This is a genomic window from Paenarthrobacter aurescens (assembly GCF_041549525.1).
Lineage (GTDB): Bacteria > Actinomycetota > Actinomycetes > Actinomycetales > Micrococcaceae > Arthrobacter > Arthrobacter aurescens.
The window spans coordinates 3811114-3828087 of record NZ_CP157456.1 but is presented as its reverse complement, the minus strand read 5'-3'; the positions used below and the strand labels follow the sequence as shown (position 1 = coordinate 3828087).

At 63.4% G+C, this 16974-nt stretch carries 18 protein-coding genes and 1 tRNA gene; 7 read left to right on the top strand and 12 right to left on the bottom strand.

Annotated features, from left to right (window positions below):
• Positions 1-46 precede the first annotated feature (46 nt).
• Positions 47-1234 carry a xylose isomerase gene (gene xylA / locus ABI796_RS17785; RefSeq protein ID WP_141284940.1) on the bottom strand — a complete coding sequence of 396 codons (1188 nt, stop codon included), beginning with the start codon at positions 1232-1234 and terminating at the stop codon, positions 47-49.
• An 83-nt stretch (positions 1235-1317) separates the two neighbouring features.
• Here xylA and ABI796_RS17780 point away from each other — a divergent pair, with 83 nt between their 5' ends.
• The 3 genes from ABI796_RS17780 to ABI796_RS17770 all read left to right on the top strand — a co-directional run bounded on the left by ABI796_RS17780 (position 1318) and on the right by ABI796_RS17770 (position 4016).
• The gene (locus ABI796_RS17780; RefSeq protein ID WP_141285002.1) at positions 1318-2583 is read left to right on the top strand and encodes an ROK family transcriptional regulator; all 1266 of its coding nucleotides are present in this window, start codon (positions 1318-1320) and stop codon (positions 2581-2583) included.
• 133 nt (positions 2584-2716) lie between these two features.
• Positions 2717-3820: a YihY/virulence factor BrkB family protein gene (locus tag ABI796_RS17775; RefSeq protein WP_141284942.1), complete on the top strand. Its 1104-nt coding sequence runs from the start codon at positions 2717-2719 to the stop codon at positions 3818-3820.
• Positions 3795-4016, top strand: a complete 222-nt coding sequence (locus ABI796_RS17770) for a hypothetical protein (RefSeq protein ID WP_246095850.1) — start codon at positions 3795-3797, stop codon at positions 4014-4016. Before ABI796_RS17775 ends, ABI796_RS17770 begins: the two co-directional genes overlap by 26 nt.
• 6 nt (positions 4017-4022) lie before the next feature.
• Here ABI796_RS17770 and ABI796_RS17765 read toward each other — a convergent pair whose 3' ends face one another.
• The 4 genes from ABI796_RS17765 to ABI796_RS17750 all read right to left on the bottom strand — a co-directional run bounded on the left by ABI796_RS17765 (position 4023) and on the right by ABI796_RS17750 (position 7806).
• Positions 4023-4196 (bottom strand): hypothetical protein, encoded by a 174-nt coding sequence (locus ABI796_RS17765; RefSeq protein ID WP_170224956.1) that lies wholly within the window; start codon positions 4194-4196, stop codon positions 4023-4025.
• 387 nt (positions 4197-4583) lie between these two features.
• A complete protein-coding gene (locus ABI796_RS17760; protein WP_141284944.1) occupies positions 4584-5426 on the bottom strand; it encodes a sugar phosphate isomerase/epimerase in 843 nt (280 codons plus the stop codon).
• Positions 5423-6637 (bottom strand): dihydrodipicolinate synthase family protein, encoded by a 1215-nt coding sequence (locus ABI796_RS17755; RefSeq protein WP_141284946.1) that lies wholly within the window; start codon positions 6635-6637, stop codon positions 5423-5425. The genes ABI796_RS17760 and ABI796_RS17755 overlap by 4 nt, the downstream gene beginning before the upstream one ends.
• Complete coding sequence (locus ABI796_RS17750; RefSeq protein WP_141284948.1) at positions 6637-7806, bottom strand: Gfo/Idh/MocA family protein; 1170 nt, start codon at positions 7804-7806, stop codon at positions 6637-6639. The genes ABI796_RS17755 and ABI796_RS17750 overlap by 1 nt, the downstream gene beginning before the upstream one ends.
• Positions 7807-8001: 195 nt before the next feature.
• Between ABI796_RS17750 and ABI796_RS17745 the strand changes: the two genes are divergently transcribed.
• The gene (locus tag ABI796_RS17745) at positions 8002-9039 is read left to right on the top strand and encodes a LacI family DNA-binding transcriptional regulator (RefSeq protein ID WP_141284950.1); all 1038 of its coding nucleotides are present in this window, start codon (positions 8002-8004) and stop codon (positions 9037-9039) included.
• Positions 9036-9785 (top strand): alpha/beta hydrolase, encoded by a 750-nt coding sequence (locus ABI796_RS17740; protein ID WP_141284952.1) that lies wholly within the window; start codon positions 9036-9038, stop codon positions 9783-9785. Before ABI796_RS17745 ends, ABI796_RS17740 begins: the two co-directional genes overlap by 4 nt.
• On the opposite strand, the gene ABI796_RS17735 is transcribed toward ABI796_RS17740, so the two are convergent.
• From ABI796_RS17735 to ABI796_RS17725, 3 genes are all read right to left on the bottom strand, one after another.
• Positions 9782-10555, bottom strand: coding sequence for a sugar phosphate isomerase/epimerase (locus tag ABI796_RS17735; protein ID WP_141284954.1), 774 nt, complete (start codon positions 10553-10555; stop codon positions 9782-9784). The two genes, ABI796_RS17740 and ABI796_RS17735, sit on opposite strands and share 4 nt — an antisense overlap.
• Positions 10556-11048: 493 nt before the next feature.
• Positions 11049-11615: a GNAT family N-acetyltransferase gene (locus ABI796_RS17730; RefSeq protein WP_141284956.1), complete on the bottom strand. Its 567-nt coding sequence runs from the start codon at positions 11613-11615 to the stop codon at positions 11049-11051.
• A gap of 25 nt (positions 11616-11640) precedes the next feature.
• Complete coding sequence (locus ABI796_RS17725; protein WP_141284958.1) at positions 11641-11979, bottom strand: metalloregulator ArsR/SmtB family transcription factor; 339 nt, start codon at positions 11977-11979, stop codon at positions 11641-11643.
• A gap of 67 nt (positions 11980-12046) precedes the next feature.
• On the opposite strand from ABI796_RS17725, the gene ABI796_RS17720 reads away from it, so the two are divergent.
• Positions 12047-12976 carry an NAD-dependent epimerase/dehydratase family protein gene (locus tag ABI796_RS17720; protein WP_141284960.1) on the top strand — a complete coding sequence of 310 codons (930 nt, stop codon included), beginning with the start codon at positions 12047-12049 and terminating at the stop codon, positions 12974-12976.
• Here the strand turns inward: ABI796_RS17720 and ABI796_RS17715 are convergent.
• On the bottom strand, positions 12973-13827 hold the full coding sequence (locus ABI796_RS17715; RefSeq protein ID WP_141284962.1) for a LysR substrate-binding domain-containing protein: 855 nt from the start codon (positions 13825-13827) through the stop codon (positions 12973-12975). The genes ABI796_RS17720 and ABI796_RS17715 overlap by 4 nt on opposite strands.
• 178 nt (positions 13828-14005) lie before the next feature.
• On the opposite strand from ABI796_RS17715, the gene ABI796_RS17710 reads away from it, so the two are divergent.
• Complete coding sequence (locus tag ABI796_RS17710; RefSeq protein WP_141284964.1) at positions 14006-15391, top strand: MFS transporter; 1386 nt, start codon at positions 14006-14008, stop codon at positions 15389-15391.
• A gap of 55 nt (positions 15392-15446) precedes the next feature.
• On the opposite strand, the gene ABI796_RS17705 is transcribed toward ABI796_RS17710, so the two are convergent.
• From ABI796_RS17705 to ABI796_RS17695, 3 genes are all read right to left on the bottom strand, one after another.
• Entirely contained in the window at positions 15447-16604 is a 1158-nt protein-coding gene (locus ABI796_RS17705; RefSeq protein WP_141284966.1) for a N(5)-(carboxyethyl)ornithine synthase, read from the bottom strand.
• Entirely contained in the window at positions 16601-16735 is a 135-nt protein-coding gene (locus tag ABI796_RS17700) for a hypothetical protein (protein WP_011776304.1), read from the bottom strand. The genes ABI796_RS17705 and ABI796_RS17700 overlap by 4 nt, the downstream gene beginning before the upstream one ends.
• 144 nt (positions 16736-16879) lie before the next feature.
• Positions 16880-16953, bottom strand: a tRNA-Gly gene (locus tag ABI796_RS17695).
• Between the last annotated feature and the right edge of the window lie 21 nt (positions 16954-16974).

The window sequence follows — 16974 nt, the reverse complement described above, 5'->3', positions numbered from 1 at the left end:
AGGCGCCCCGGGGCCCGGCGGCGGGGTTGCTGTGGGTGGGAGAGATCTAGCGGGCGCCGAGCAGGTGCTCGATGGCCAGCTGGTTGAGGCGGACAAAGGCGAACGAGCGCTCGGCGGCGTGATCGGCGTCGAAATTATCGAAGGCGGAGGCATCAGCCAGCAGGTCGGCCGTGGTCTCTCCGGCGTTCAGTGTTGGCTCGCCGAGTTCGAACACGCCTGACGTGGCAAGTGCTTCCTGGACGTCCGGGTCTGCACGGAAAGCCAAGGCGCGTTCCTTCAGCAGGAGGTACATGGACATGTTGGACTTGGCCGATTCCCACACGCCGTCGTAACCGTCAGTTCGCGAGGGCTTGTAGTCGAAGTGGCGCGGACCGTCGTACTTGGGCCCGCCGTTGGGGAAGCCGTTCTCCAGCAGGTCAACCGTAAAGAAGGCGCTGGTGAGGTCGCCGTGGCCGAAAACGAGGTCTTGGTCGTACTTGATGCCGCGCTGGCCGTTGAGGTCGATGTGGAAAAGCTTCCCCGCCCACAGAGCCTGGGCGATGCCGTGGGTGAAGTTCAGCCCCGCCATCTGCTCGTGGCCGGTTTCCGGGTTGAGGCCCACAATGTCCCCGTGTTCGAGCTGCGCAATGAAGGCCAAGCCGTGGCCCACCGTGGGCAGGAAGATGTCGCCGCGGGGTTCGTTCGGCTTGGGCTCGAGGGCGATGCGCAGGCCGTAGCCCTTCTCCTTGATGTAGCCGGCCGCGGTGTCCACGCCTTCCTTCATGCGGTCCAGTGCTGCGGAGAGGTCCTTGGAACCGTCGTATTCGCTGCCTTCGCGGCCGCCCCACATGACAAAGGTCTCGGCACCCAGTTCAGCGGCGAGATCAATGTTGCGGAGGATCTTGCTGAGGGCAAAGCGGCGGATGGAGCGGTCATTCGAGGTGAATCCGCCATCCTTGAAGACCGGGTGGCTGAACAGGTTGGTGGTGACCATGGGAGTCTTCAAGCCGGTCTCGGCCAAGGCTGCTTTGAAGTTCTTCAGGATGAGCTCGCGCTCAGATGCTGTGGCGTCAAAGGGGATCAAGTCATTGTCGTGGAACGTGATGCCGTAGGCGCCCAGCTCACTGAGCTTGTGAACTGCTTCAACGGGGTCCAACGCCGGACGGGTGGCTACGCCGAAGGGGTCGGCACCGGTCCAGCCAACGGTCCAGAGGCCAAAGGTGAAGCGGTCCTGCGGGGTGGGCTGCGGGGTCATTTTTGCTCCTTTGCAAAGCACTGGGGGAAGAACTTGGAGAAGTGCATTCCAATTAGTTTTCAATCTGAACTATATGGGGGATGATGGATCATGGTCAATGGAAGTCGAAAAGATTTTTCGAAGAAGCAGGGAGGTCCATGCCAGTGAACGATCAAGCCGCGCCCGGGCGCGTAGGCGACGTCCGCCGTCGGAATCTTTCCCTGGTGATGGACTCCATCGCGCGGACCGGTGATGCCAAACCCAGCCGTGCGCAATTGGCCGCGGGAACGGGTCTTACCAAAGCTGCGGTCTCCAGCCTGGTTGCCGATCTTGTGGAGTCCGGGCTGGTCTCCGAGGTTGGCCTCTACCGCGATGGCGAGCGGGGGCGCCCCGGACAGGGCCTGGAACTGAGCTCGCGTCGTGGTGTGGTGGGCATGGAAATCAACGTGGACTACCTGGCAGTTGGCCTTGTGGACCTGGGCGGCAACCTCCGCTTCCACTCCACCGTTGAATCGCGCAACAGGGGGCTTGCGCCCGAAAAGGTCATGGAACGCTTGGCCGGCCTGGCAGCCGAGGCCATCGCCGCGGCGGCTGCAGCGGACATTTCCATTCTGGGCGGCGGACTGGCGGTGCCGGGGCTCGTGGATGAGCAGCGCAACCTTGTCCTTTCCGCGCCTAACCTGCACTGGGAGCATGAGGAGCTGAATCCCCGGGCCCTGCTCGAAGGCGCCCCGCTTGGCGTCAGGTTGTCCAACGAGGCAAACAGTGCCGCACTCGGAGAGCTTTGGTACGGCCATGGGCAACCCGATTTCCTCTATGTTTCAGGGGAGGTTGGAGTGGGCGGGGGTGTCATTATCGGCTCGGAGCTTTATACCGGGCCGGGTGGCTCTGCGGGCGAACTCGGCCACATCGTTGTCCATCCGGACGGGCCGTCCTGCTCCTGCGGGGGCACTGGCTGCCTGGAAACCTTTGCCGGCCAGGAGGCCATTTTCGAGGCAGCCGGCATCCCTGAGGGCTCGCTCGGAGTGCGCACGCAGTTGCTCCTGGCGGCGCTGGCGGCCGGGGAGCCGCAGGCTACTCAGGCAGTTCACGACGCCGGGAGGTACTTGGGCGTTGCGCTCGCCTCTTCTGCCCGGTTGATGGATATTGAAGCCGTTGTACTTGGCGGACACTTTGCCGTGCTGGCGGAATGGCTCCGGCCCGCCCTGCTGGGCAGTTTGGCGCGTTACGCCCCTGGTTTGCTGCATCCGGAGAATCTGACGGTGTCCAGCCTGGAGCATTCCGGAACGCTTCTCGGCGCTGCGGGCCAAGTGATCCGGTCCGTGATTGAGTCGCCATTCGAGTTCCTGCTGGCCAGTAAGCTGGCCTGAGCGGGTCAGCGGGTCAGCGATTTGCAGCTTTGCCGGCGTTAATTCGGCGTGGGTTCTTCCGAAGTAATCATCAGCATGCTTACTATTGATGGGTCAGTTGTTCGCGAAAACTACCCCCACGGACGAGTGCCCCATGACTACACAAGACTCAGCCCACACCAGCACAGCCAAAGCGCAGACCGCCCCTTCCCCGGAAGACTCGCGTAAGCCGGACAGTCCAAATGATCTGGTCAAGCCTACGTGGATGTACATCGCCAAGCGGACTCTGCGCGAATTTACCAAGGACCAGTGCCCGGACGCCGCCGCCGGCCTGACCTACTACGCCGTGCTCTCCCTGTTTCCAGCCCTTCTGGCGCTGGTTTCCCTGATCGGTATCTTCGGCGATGCCGGAAAAACCACCACCGCCCTTCTGGACATAGTCCAGCAGTTCGCGCCCGGACCGGGTGTGGATGCCATGCGGCAGCCCATTGAGGAACTGACGCAGTCCAACGCCGCCGGATTCACGCTGATCATCGGTATTCTCGTGGCACTGTGGTCCGCCTCCGGCTACACCACGGCCTTCAGCCGGGCCATGAACAGGGTCTACGAAGTTGATGAGGGCCGCGGATTCGTCAAGCTGCGGGGCACCATGCTCGCCGTCACCGTAGTGGCAGTGGTGGGCGCAGCACTCGCCGCAGCCATGCTGGTCCTGAGCGGGCCGGTGGCTGAGGCCATCGGAGGTGCTATCGGATTGTCGGAGACCGCCCTCACCGTTTGGAACATCGCCAAGTGGCCGGTCCTCATCATCATCGTTGTCGCAATCATCGCTGTGCTCTATTACTTCACCCCCAACGTGAAGCAGCCAAAGTTCCGTTGGATGAGCATGGGTTCGTTGATTGCCCTGGTGATTTTCGCCCTGGCATCTCTGGGCTTTGGCTTCTACGTGGCCAACTTCAGCAACTACAACAAGACCTATGGCGCCCTGGCCGGCGTGATCATCATGCTGCTGTGGCTCTGGATCCTGAACATGTCCCTCCTGTTTGGTGCGGAGTTCGACGCCGAGATGGAACGTGGACGCCAACTTCAGGGCGGCATCGAGGCCGAAGAGAGCATCCAGCTGCCGCCTCGCGATACCAAGAAGAGCGACAAGATGCAGGAGAAGGAAGAGGAAGTCATTAAGGACGGCGAAGAAATCCGTGAGAACCACGGTGCCGGGGCCGAGCAGGAAGATCGTGGAGATCGCCGCAGTGGCCGCTGAGATGCACAAGAAGCTCAAAGCCATCAAGGGCGGCGACAACGTCCGGATCGGCGGCGAGGTTTTTCAGGTCCGAGCCGTCATGCCGCAGGACGGCTCGCGGAACATCGGCCTGGAACTGCAAGCCCACGACGGCGGATCGGTCACCCTTATTGGTCTGCCGACAGCCCGCCTGCAGCTGACGGCGCGGGCTTCTTGAGCGATCTCAGGCTTCGGCGGGGAAGCCCTGATCGGCGTCATCCCACCAGCCCTCCCAAGCGCTGGAGGTCAGGCGTTCGGTAGCAATGGCGGGGGAGTGGTCTGGGTTGGATTCGCCGGCGGGGCCGTTCTGGTGGCCGCTGGCATCGAGGAAAAAGCTGAGGGTCTTCAAGAGCATCATGGTGGTGTCCTTTCAGTGGTTTCGTGGACGTCTTTGTCCAGGTAAAACCAGCGTAGGTGGCCATTGTTTCCTCGCATCGACGCAATGTTTCGGCTGTGTACCACTTATCTCACCTGCGCGTTCGACGACGTATAACTGACACAAAAGACGAGCGTGCGGTCACCACCTTCTTCGAAACTCAAAGCCTCTCGACACACCCAGAATGCGGCGTGTCCGCCGATGCCAGAAATCAAAGTAGGTGGTGACCGCACAGTCCCGAGCCAGCAAAGCTGAAGAATGGGTGGCGCTGACACAAAAGCGGGCCCCTGCCGTGACCTTGGCAGGGACCCGCTGGTTTTGGAGCGATCCTCCCGCGGAGCTTAGGGCATCCGCGGGAGGATCACGTTCTTATGCGAACGGGAGCACGAGCTCCGCGTAGCGCTGCTTCATTGTTTCCAGGACGCTGTCCCCATCGGCGTCCCAGATTTCCTGATTGAAGATTTCAACCTCGATGTCTCCGGTGTATCCGGCGTCCCTGACCCAGGTGCCGATGGTGGCGAAGTCGATGACGCCGTCGCCCATCATCCCGCGGGACAACAGCGCGTCCGCAGCGATGGGCAGGTTGAAGTCGCACACCTGATAGGAGGCAATGCGGTTTTCGCGGCCGGCGCGTTCAATCTGCGCCTGCAGTTCCGGATCCCACCAGACGTGGAAGGTGTCGACGGCGACGCCAACGGCCTTTGCGTCGTACGGCGCTGCGAGATCCAGTGCCTGGCCAAGGGTGGAGATGAGTGCGCGGTCAGCGGCGTACATGGGGTGCAGGGGTTCGAGCACCAAGCGGATGCCGTTCTCTGAAGCAAACGGAACCAGTTCCTCAAGCCGGTCCGCCACGCGTTGGCGAGCGGCCACGACGTCCTTCTCACCCGGAGCAAGCCCGCCAACCACCAGGAACAGTTCCTGGGTGTCCAGGGCAACTGCTTCGCGGACGGCTTCGAAGTTGTCTGCCAATGCTGCGGCCTGTCCCTCAGGATCGGCCGCCGTCAGGAAGCCGCCGCGGCACAACGAGGAGACGCGGAGTCCGGCGTCCTTGATGAGCTTGGCTGCCTTGTCCAGTCCGGCCTCGGCAACGCGGTCACGCCACGGTCCGATCGCGGGGATGCCGGCACGTGCACAACCGTCAACGGCTTCGGCAAGCGTCCACTTTTTGGTAGTGGCGCTGTTCAGCGAGAGCCGGGAGAAGTCCGCGCTCATGCGCCCACCCCGTTGATCCGCAGGAAATCGGACATGCGGAACGCAGCCAGCGACGGATCCCTCAACAAACCGGCCTGGTCCGCCAGCTCGAAGGTCTTGGCCAGGTGCAGGACCGAACGGCCGGAGTGCAGGCCGCCCACCATCTGGAAGCCCGGCTGCTTACCGTTGAGCCAGGACATGAACGCGATGCCGGTTTTGTAGTAGAACGTGGGTGCGCTGAAGATGTGCTTTCCAAGCTCGCGGGTGGAGTCCAGGATGGCGCGCCCTTCAGCACCTTGGCCGGCGTCGTACTTCTGCAACGCGACCGAAGCGGCCGGGTAGATGGCAGCGAAGATGCCCAGCAGGGCGTCCGAGTGGTGGGTTTGGTCGCCGTCGATCAGTTCCGGGTAGTTGAAGTCGTCGCCGGTGTAGAGGCGGACGCCTTCCGGGAGGTTGGCGCGGAGGGCCACCTCATGCGAGGCATCCAACAGCGAAACCTTTACGCCGTCAACCTTGTCCGAGTGCTCGCGGATCAGGCTGAGGAACGTTTCAGTGGCCACGGAAACGTCGTCGGAGCCCCAGTATCCGGCCAGTGCGGGGTCGAACATGGTCCCCAGCCAGTGCAGGATGACGGGCTGGTCCACTTCCTGAAGGAGCGTGGAGTAGACGTGCAGGTAATCATCGGCTCCGTTGGCAACCTTGGCCAGCGCGCGGGAGGCCATGAGGATGACCTTGGGACCGGCTTCGCTGACCACGGCGATCTGCTCGCGGTAAGCGTCGATCACGGCCTGGATGCCCGCTGCGCCCTCGGGGAGTGCTGCGATATCCAGCTGATCGGTGCCTGCGCCGCAGGAGACGAGGTCGCGGACTGACTTGCCCGCAACAGCGGCGTTTCCTGCTGCAACAACGGATGCAGCTTCAGCGCCGGTGCGCTTGATGAGCTGCTGCGTAGCTGCCCAGTCCAAGCCCATGCCGCGCTGGGCGGTGTCCATGGCGTCAGCAACGCCCAAGCCATAGGACCACAGCTCGTGCCGGTAGGCCAGCGTGGCGTCCCAGTCGAGCTGGGCCGGCGCGCCGGGCGTGTTGTCCGCGGCCACTTCGGGAATGACGTGAGCGGCTGCGTAGGCGCGGCGGGCCGTCAAAGGAACGGTCGGCTTGGCCCACGAGGTGGCTGCCTGAAGGCGGTACTCGCGGGTGCCGCCGTCGTTGGTGGGAAGAATCAGTGACGTCATTAGAGGGTGATCTCCGGGATGTCGATGGTGCGGCGCTCGGCAGAGGACTGGAGGCCGAGCTCGGCCAGCTGCACGCCGCGTGCTGCCGAGAGCAGGCCGAAGCGGTGCTCACGGCCGGCAACGACGTCGCGCAGGAATTCTTCCCACTGCAGCTTGAAGCCGTTGTCCAGCTCGGCGTTGGCGGGGACTTCCTGCCACTGGCTGCGGAAAGATTCGGTGACCGGCAGGTCCGGGTTCCAGACGGGCTTGGGGGTGTGGGCGCGCTGCTGCGCAACGCACTTGTTCAAACCGGCGACGGCGGAACCGTGCGTGCCGTCGATCTGGAACTCCACCAGTTCGTCGCGGTAAACGCGCACGGCCCAGGAGGAGTTGATCTGGCCGATGACGTCGTCGCCGCCGGGGGTTTCGAGTTCGAAGATGCCGTAGGAAGCGTCGTCGGCGGTGGCCTTGTATTCCTTGCCGGCCTCGTCCCAGCGTGCGGGGATGTGCGTGGCGGTCTTGGCGTTGACGCTCTTGACCTTGCCGATGATGCCTTCAAGGACGTAGTTCCAGTGGCAGAACATGTCCGTGGTCATTCCGCCGCCGTCTTCCTTGCGGTAGTTCCAGGACGGGCGCTGTGCAGCCTGGACATCGCCTTCGAACACCCAGTAGCCGAATTCGCCGCGGATGGAGAGGATGCGCCCGAAGAATCCTTCGTCCACCAGGCGGCGGAGTTTCACCAGGCCGGGGAGGTACAGCTTGTCATGTACAACGCCTGCGGTGACGCCGGCTTCTTTGCCGATCTGTGCCAGCTCAATTGCCTCCTGGAGGGTTTCGGCCGTGGGCTTCTCGGTGAAGATGTGCTTCCCGGCGCGCATTGCCTTTTTCAGGGTGGCAGCGCGGAGGCTGGTCATGGAGGCGTCAAAGATGATGTCCACAGTGGGATCGGCGATCACGGCGTCCAGGTCAGTGGTCCACTCGGAAACTTTGTGGAGCTCGGCCAGTTCGCGGATCTTGGCTTCGTTGCGGCCAACCAAGATGGGTTCAACCTGAACCTTGGTGCCGTCCTCAAGGGTGAAGCCGCCGGCGTCGCGGATGGGGAGGATGGACCGCAGCAGGTGCTGGCGGTAGCCCATACGGCCGGTGATGCCGTTCATGGCGATGCGGATCGTCTTTGTTTCGTAGCCCATGTTTTCTCCAGTGCCTTGGGTGCCGGTCGCTCTGCGGTTGCCGGTGCTTACTGTTTCGTGTGGGAAAGCGCATTCCCGTTGCATTCGATCATGCACCATGACTCGCCGCGTTGGCAAGCGCTTTCCCAAAATTCGCCGAAGACTGCCATAATTTCCTTAGCGCCAGTCCCGACGCTTGCAGAAAAGGAGGGCCCCGTGGCCGCCAGCACACTGAGTGAAGTTGCCCGTTTGGCCGGGGTCTCCCTGGCTACGGCATCCCGGGTCCTTAACGGCTCCGCCCGCAAGCCGGCCGAGGACATCGCTGAGCGCGTCCGCGAAGCCGCCGACAAGCTGGGTTATGTTCCCAATGCGCAGGCGCAGGCGCTCGCAAAGTCCAGTTCAGGGTTGATCGGCCTCATTGTTCACGACATCGCGGACCCCTACTTTTCCGCCATAGCCCGCGGGGTCCAGGAAGCAGCCCGCCAGCAAAACCGCATGGTCCTGCTGGCCAGCACGTCCGGAGCTCCGCATGACGAGAAGGAAGCAGTAGCTGCTTTCGCTGCCCGTCGTGCAGACTCCATCGTGATCGCCGGCTCCCGCTCCGTCCGCGCCGAGGACAAGCAGGGGAACGCCGAACTCGCCGCAGAATTGGACCGGTACTGCCGCAACGGCGGCCACGTGGGAGTGGTGGGCCACCCTGTGGTTGGGGCCTCCACCACTGAGGGGTACCACGTGGTGCAGGTCCCCAACGAGGAACTTGCTGCCGGCCTGGCCGCCGAACTGGCCGCAACGCACCGCGGCGAATTCCTGATCGTCGCCGGCCCCGAAGGGCTCTACACCTCCGACGACAGGGTCCGCGGCTTCCAGCGCGGACTCGCTGAGGCAGGCAGGCCCGCCGCCGAGATTGTTCGAACCGGCTTCAACCGCGCGGGAGGATACGACGCCGGCCCGGCTCTGGCCGCGCGGATCAGGGCCTCCAAAGAACGGCTCTGCATCTTCGCCGTCAACGATGTCATGGCCATTGGTGTCACCGCCGCGCTCCGACCTGAAGGCATCTGGATTCCGCGGGATGCCACCATCGCCGGTTTTGATGACATTGAGACCCTGCGCGACTTTCGGCCCGCCCTGTCCACGGTGCATTTGCCGCTCGAGGACATCGGCCGCCTCGCCGCAGGAGACCCTGACACCCCGCCTGTCAGCGGCGCGGTCAAGCTCCGCCGCAGCACCGAAACACCGGTGGACTCGCAGGTATGACCTCAGCGGAGTCTCAGGCGCCCCGGGCGCTCACGGTGATTCCCGCCGTCGGGCCTTCCGGTCTGGCGGCGCCCGCAGTCCTGGTTCTGCCCGGCGGAGGCTACGCGAAAACGGCAGACCACGAAGCCGAACCTGTGGCCGAGTGGCTCGCTGCGCTGGGGATCCACGCGTTCGTGCTGCGATATCCAGTGGCACCGCATCGGCACCCGGCGCCGTTAGCCGCCGCGAAGCAAGCCATGATCTGGATCCGCTACGGAGAGCATGGGCTGAAGGTCGATCCCTCGCGTGTGGGTGTCCTCGGGTTCTCGGCGGGCGGGCATCTTGCCGCTACTCTGTCTGTGCAGGTGCCCGCGGGCGATCCTGCACTGGACATCGCCGGGGCAGCGCCGAACCTCAGCATCCTCTGCTATCCGGTGATTTCCTTTGTGGACTCCGCGCATCAGGGGTCCGTGGACAATCTCGCCGGAGCGGGTGCAGGGCCCGAGATTCTGCGGAAGTTGTCCGCGGAAGTTCATGTCACAGCTGCCACGCCGCCCGCTTTCCTGTGGCACACCGCGGACGACCACTCAGTCCCCGTCAGCCACAGCCTTGGCTATGCAGGGGCACTAAGCCGGGCGGGTGTTCCAGTAGAGTTGCACGTGTTCCCGAGCGGAACCCATGGGCTTGGTTTGGCTTCCGGAGCTCCGGGAGCCGAGCAGTGGACCGCGCTGTGTGCCGCCTGGCTCCGCCGGATGGGCTGGAGTTAGTCCTCGCCCAAGGTGATGGTGTGCAGGAAAGCGGCGTCGTTGAGAACATTTTCCGGGAGGTCGTCCTGAACAAACTCCAGCATGATGTCCATGTCCTTGCGGTTGCCACGCAGAACATCCGCAACGGTCTGCCACAGCAACTTCCGGTTCCGCAGCGGGAAGCGCTCGGCCTCCGGCCCCCAGGAGAAACAATGCACGCCCACTACATGCGGCAGGACCTGGTGGAGCGAGTCCAGCGTCTGCTGGTCTGAAAGCCCGACGGCGGGTTGCCAGTAGGTGCCCACGTTGGAGTGATTCACCCGGTTCAGAAGGTCCAAAGTGGTGGCAGGGGAGTCGGTGAGAGTGTTGCCGTGGTACTCAAAAGCGATGCCTATGCCACGGTGTTCAGCCAGATCAGCAATGCGCCGGGCGTCATCCACCACCGCGTCCCAGTGATCTTCACTGGTTTCGGCTGATCCTTGTTCCCCGGCCCACACGCGGATCCTCGGCGCACCAAGCTCTGAGGCGAGGTCCAGGACCCGCCCGAAGTCCGCGAATTGCCCGCACCGGTAGTACGAGCCGAGCGAGAGCACGCTGAGCCCGGCTGCTTCAGTTGCATTCCTGGCGTGCGCGGCTGAATCAGCATCACTGACATGGACGTCAGTACCCCACTCGATGCCTGCCAGTCCTGCATCCGAAGAAATGTGAACCACCTCGTCAATCCCTTTCGAGCGAAGAGTGACGGAACAAATTCCCGGCGTGAGGTCAGCCAGCGTGGTGAGGTCGATCATCTTCACAGGATACCGGGAATGCGCTTACCCGGTAAGGGAGTATCGCCTGTTGAACACATCCGCGCCCGCTTCCGCCGTGCGCGCCCCTTCGGCACCAGCGCCGCACCCGTTCCCGCCGGGCGCGCCCCTTAAGCACCAGCGCCGCGCCCGTTCCCGCCGTGCGCACCAGAGGGTAGTGGTGCGAATGGCGGAAAAGGGTGCTGCCTGGAACCCCTGCCGAAGGATGGGGTGGCCTAGGTGTGGGCGTGGTCGGCACCAGCGCCGCGCCCGTTCCCGCCGCGCGCGCCCCTTAAGCACCAGCGCCGCGCCCGTTCCCGCCGCGCGCGCCCCTTAAGCACCAGCGCCGCGCCCGTTCCCGCCGCGCGCGCCCCTTAAGCACCAGCGCCGCACCCGTTCCCGCCGTGCGCACCAGAGGTTACTGGTGCGAATGGCGGAAAAGGGTGCGGTGTAACGGGCCAAGTCAGTGATGACCTGGACCGCGCGCCTCCGTGCCCTAGAGATCTATCCAGTACCGACGGATGGCCTCGGTGATGCCCAGACCCGGGGCGAAGCTTTCCGGAGGGCGGACTTGTTCCAGGACGCCGCCGCACGCCTCGATGGTGCGGGCGGATGCTACGTTGGGCTGTTCGCAGGTGACAAGCACGCGTTCCATCCCCAGTTCCCGGGCATGGTCCAAGGCGCCCCTGAGTGCGAACTTAGCGAGTCCCTGACCTCTTGCGCTGGGCCGTATCCCGTAGCCGACGTGGCCCCCCACCTCGCTCAGATACTCGTTCATCAAGGAGTGCCTGAGGCTGACGGCACCCAGATACTCATCATTCCGGACCACCCAGATGGTGCTCTGGTTGGCCAGGCCTTCCGGAGGCTGAAAATCGTCCTTGGCCAATTGATGCAACACATGGACCCACTGGGCGAAGTCGCCGTTGTTGTGGAGATCAAGATCGTATCTGGCAGCCACAAAAGCTGCTGCACCATCCTGATCCAGGGTTCCCCACTCCTCGTAACTTTCCAGCCAGGAGGCATGGAAGCTGGCGGACGGCGGGGTGAGCTGCGCGTCAATCATCCGGCGAGCCTACTACGTCAGCGCCTCAGGCCTCGGACGTGCTGGTTGATGGGCGGGAGGTAGTGCGCTTTCGGACCTCTCGGAGCACTATCTGCTCGGGGCACACAGTGGAGAGGAAGTTGCCCACTGAGAGGGCAAGACGCTCGCCCACCAGTGAATACAGGATGCGATTGGCTTCGCGCCGTTCTGCCACCAGGCCGGCTTGGCGGAGCACGCTCAAGTGACGGGAAATGGTGGGGCCGGTGGCACTGAACCGCGCAGCGATCTCACCGGCAGCCAGCTCGCCATCCTTAAGGTCCTGCAGAATCTGCCGCCGGGTGGGGTGCGCCAGGGCGGCGAAGATGTCGGATGCTGTATCTGCCATGTTTGCAATATAGCACAATTGCAATATACGGTTTAGCTTCATTGCTAATAAGCGAAGGAGCAAGATAATGCGTGTAGCCATTACAGGCGGGACCGGTTTTGTGGGACGTCACCTGGCAGAACGACTCGGCAACCCGGACACAGTGGTCATCTCCCGGCGGACGGGCGTGGAGATCGACGACGTGAATGCCTTGGCAGCTGCCTTTGACGGCTGCGAGGTTGTGGTTCATTGCGCCGGGATCAATCGGGAGATCGGCAAGCAGACTTTCAACCGTGTCCACGTCGATGGCACCCGGGCCGTCATTGAGGCGGCACAGCGGGCAGGAGTGCAGCGGATTGTCATGCTGAGCTTCCTCCGGGCCCGGCCTGACTGTGGTTCGCCCTACCATGAGACCAAATGGGCCGCCGAAGAGCTTGTGCGGCAGTCCGGCATGGAGCACACCATACTCAAAGCGGGGATGATCTACGGGCCGGGGGATCACATGGTGGACCATGTGACCCGTGCGGTGCGCACGTTTCCCATCTTCGCGACAGTAGGTTGTCGCGAACGGACAGTGCGTCCGGTGCCGGTGGAAGAAGCCGTCAACGTGTTGGTGGCCGCCATTGAGGGACGGATTCCCGGCTCGACTGTTGCTGTCCTTGGAGCCGAGGAACTTGAGCTGGGAGCCGCTGTACGCAGGATCGCACGGCTTGCGGGCGGGAATCCTGTTTACTTTCGCGCGCCGGTGTGGGCAATCCGGGTGCTCGCCCAGCTAACGGAGTGGATTATGGTGGTGCCACTGGTGGCGAAAGCGCAAGCTCAAATGCTCGCCGAAGGAGTCAGTGAGCCCGTCCCTTATGCGCCCGGGCTTCCCGAGGAGCTGCGTCCCGTGCTGCCTTTTGATGACCACCGGATCAGGGCGGCACTTCCCGAGGGGCGTTTCGGGCTCAATGACCTCCGGCTGGTCCGCTGGTGGTCAGGGCGACGCCGCGGCGCGAAGCCGGGCCAAGCGCACTAGTTCGTCTTGCTCAACGTTCTGCCCATGATGGCTTGGGTCAGGGCGTCGATCACTTCAGCGTTGGCCAGCGGGTTGCGGATCAGCGTGAAATCAACATCGCCCACCGGCGGCAGACCAAACCTCTGGGTGATTACCTTCAGGTCCTCCGGAACCAGCGAAGCGGGCATGACGGCCACTCCGATGCCTGCCCGCACGGCGGCGAGCACTCCGCTGATCTGCTTGGTGCTGCACGTGATCCGCCAGGTCCGGCCCTCGGCCTCCAAAGCGTCGATAGCCAGTTTCCGGCTCAGGCTGGGTGCCGGGTACGCGATGAGGGGGACCGGCGCTCCGGGTTCCAGTACGGTCTGCTCCACGCCCACCCACGCGAAGTTGTCATGCCGGACCACCGTGCCCTCCTTGGCACCGGCCACCCATTTGACGAACACCAGGTCCAGTTGACCGGCGTTGAGTCGTTTGTAGAGCTGGTCGCTTTGGCTGACGGTGAGTTCCAGGTTGATCTGCGGGTATAGCTGACGGAACTCGCGGAGGATGCGGGGGAGGCCGGTGATAGCGAGGTCGTCGGCGGTTCCGAAGCGGAGTCGCCCGCGCATGGCCGATCCGGAAAAGTAGCGGGCGGCGGAGTCGTGGGCGGCAAGGATGTTGCGGGCAAAACCGGCCATGGCATCGCCGTTGTCCGTAAGCCGGACTTCGCGCGTATCACGTGCAACCAGCACCCTTTTGGCCGAGGCCTCAAGTTTGCGGACATGCTGGCTGACGGTGGGTTGCGCGAGCCCAAGGCGCTCGGCGGCTTTGGTGAAACTCAGTGTTTCAGCAACAGCTAAAAAGGAGCGGAGCTGGACAGGTTCGAACACGCGGAACTCCTAAAGCGCAGGTCAGCGCCGGGCCGGAGTACTGCGCCTTTTCCCGGGGCCGCAAGTGGGCCATTGCGTTCCGCAATGCTAGTTATAGGCGCAATACGCTTCCATAATTGATGCTCGCAACCCTAGCGTTAAACGCATCCCACCGAAACTCTCCATCCGAGGACTACTTTTGGCACCCCCACCGCCTTCAGCGGCAAACGTCAGCCAGCCCGTCATCGATTCCCTGTCCGCACCTCCGCCCGCGGACACCGTCACCCAGCCACTCGCCGTCGTGAGCGAAAAGCTGCCCTGGCGGCATACCTTCATCTCCTTGAAGGTTCCCAACTTCCGGATCTTCGCGATTGGCCACTTCATTGCCGTGATCGCTATCTGGATGCAGCGCATCGCCCAGGACTGGATGGTGCTGCAGCTGTCCGGTTCCGTCACCGCCGTCGGCATTACCGTGGCATTGCAGTTCATGCCGTCACTTTTCCTCGGCCCATGGGGCGGCATGATTGCCGACCGCTTCGCCAAGCGAAAGATCCTCATCATCTGCCAGTCGGCGGCGGCCGTACTCGCTGCCCTGCTCGCGGTGCTCTCGCTGAGCCAGCGTGTGGAGGTCTGGCACGTTTACGTTATTGCCTTGGTCCTGGGCTTCGTGACGGTCCTGGACCAGCCGGCCCGGCAAGTGTTCGTCAACGAGCTCGTAGGCCCCAAGTACCTGCGGAATGCCATCAGCGTGAACTCCACCACTTTCCAGCTCGGCGGCCTCATAGGTCCCGCGCTTGCCGGTGTTTTGCTCACCGCAGTAGGTGCCGGCTGGGCTTTCGCCGCTAATGCCGTGGCCTGCTGCTCCACCGTGGCCATGCTGCTGATTCTTCGCAAGGACCAGCTGCACCTGAGCCAACCGACTCCCCGCAAAAAGGGAATGCTCCGCGAAGGCCTCAACTACGCACTCAGCAAGCCCACCATTTACTGGCCCTGGTTGATGGCCGGCTTCGTGGCAGTTTTCGCCATGAGCCTGCCCGTGCTGCTGGCCGCCTTCGCGGACCACGTGTACGACGCCGGTGCCGGAGGCTACGGCCTGCTGAACGCGATGGTTGCGCTCGGTGCGCTGACCGGCGCAGTGGCGTCCACCCGCCGTCGTCAACTGCGGTTGCGCTCGGTGGTGACCTCTGCCGGGCTGTATGGCCTGATGCTCTGTGTGTCCTCGCTGATGCCAACCATGGTGTGGTTCAGCGTCACCATGGTCCTCGCCGGGTTCTGGTGCCTCATGTTCCTCACCGCCGCCAACCAAATGGTGCAGACCAGCTCCAACATGAGCATCCGCGGCCGCGTCATGAGCCTCTACCTGGTGGTGTTGATCGGTGGGCAGGCAATCGGCGGACCCATGATGGGCTGGCTGGCCGAGCACCTCGGCCCCCACCTGGCCGTCCTGATCTCCGGTGGTGTGCCGGCCGTCGCGGCGGTGGTGGTCGCCGTCGTACTCGCCCGGAAGTCATCCCTGCACATCAAGGTGGACCTGCGGGATCGACGACGGGTGCTGCAAATTGTGCAGGAACCGCAAACGGCCTGAAAACCTGAAGCGCCCCTGGTGGACCAGGGGCGCTTCATGGTGTGCGGCGTTCGAGCTAGGACGCGGGCAGGTGAGGGTACTCCGCTGAACGTCCCTGGAATTCCAGGACGTCCGGATTGCGGATCACACCATCGCGAATTTCGATTGCGCGGGTGATGGTGTCGTTGGCATCCCACCCGTCCGGTCCTGCCACCACGGTGTCCAGGAACGGAAGCAGCGCCTCGCTGATTTCCCAACTGGCCGAGTTCCACAGGTAGGACGGACTGTGGTCCACCGCGTAGTAGTTGACGTGCCCGCCCACGCGGAACATGGGCTCGTCAAACGTGGTGGTCCGTGCCCATTCGAAGCCCATGCCCTCGTCGCAGGAAACATCCACAATCAGGCTGTCCGGCTGGAATTCCGCCAGGTCCTCAGTGCGGAGATAGGTCAAAGGGGCATTCGGATCCTGCAGGGTGCAGTTGACCACGATGTCCGCCGCGGCCAGGAACGGAGCCAAAGGTTTCCGCCCCTTGTCCGTGATGACTTCGCTGAGGAACGGCGCCTCGCTGTCATGGTCGAATTGCACAATCCGTACTGAATGGATCGGAGACCCGACGGCGGCGACGCCCCGGTTGGTCAGGACCTGGACGTCGTGGATGCCGTGGGCATTCAGTGCTGTAACAGCGCCGCGGGCCGTGGCACCGAAGCCAATGACGACGGCGCTGAGCCGGCGGCCGTAATCGCCAGTGGAACCCGTAAGCGCCAAGGCATGGAGCACGGAGCAGTATCCGGCGAGTTCGTTGTTCTTGTGGAAGACGTGCAAGCCGAAGCCGCCGTCGCCCGCCCAGTGATTCATGGCCTCAAAGGCGATGAGCGTGAGCTTCTTATCGATGGCCAGCTGGGTGATGGCCCGGTCCTGCACACAGTGCGGCCAGCCCCACAGTGTTTGACCGTCGCGAAGATCGGCCAGATCCTGGGCCTGCGGCTTTGGGAGCAGGATGACATCGCTGTTGGCGATCAACTCCTCGCGCGTCCCGAGTCCGCCCACCAAAGGTTCAATGGCGCTGTCCGGGACACCAAAGGGTTCGCCATAGCCATGCTCGAAGTGGAGTTGCCGGCGGACATCAGGGGCGATGCGCTCCAAATGCTGCGGGTGGATCGGCAAGCGGCGCTCATTGGGCTTCAGCGAGGAAGCGAGGACGCCAACGCTCAGCTGGCCGGTGGGTACGGTCACTTCTTGTTGCCGGTGGAAGGCTTGGCAGCCTCGGTGGCGGAAGACTCGGAAGCCCGCTTATCCGCGCGTTTTTCCTTGATGGATTTGCTGGATTTCTTTGATGCAGTTTGGCGCGGTGATTTGTCGCCCATGATGGCTCCCTTAGAGCGGAGCCGCGATGGCTCCTGACTCCTGACGATACACCTCCCCGGAAGCCGCAGTGGCCGGAGTCACTGTGTATGGGTGACGGTTTGGGGGCAAAAAGAAACCCCGGATCGTTGGATCCGGGGTTTTCCTGGAGCGGGCGACGGGAATCGAACCCGCGTATCGAGCTTGGGAAGCTAGCGCTCTACCATTGAGCTACGCCCGCATTGCCCGGGAAAAATCCCCC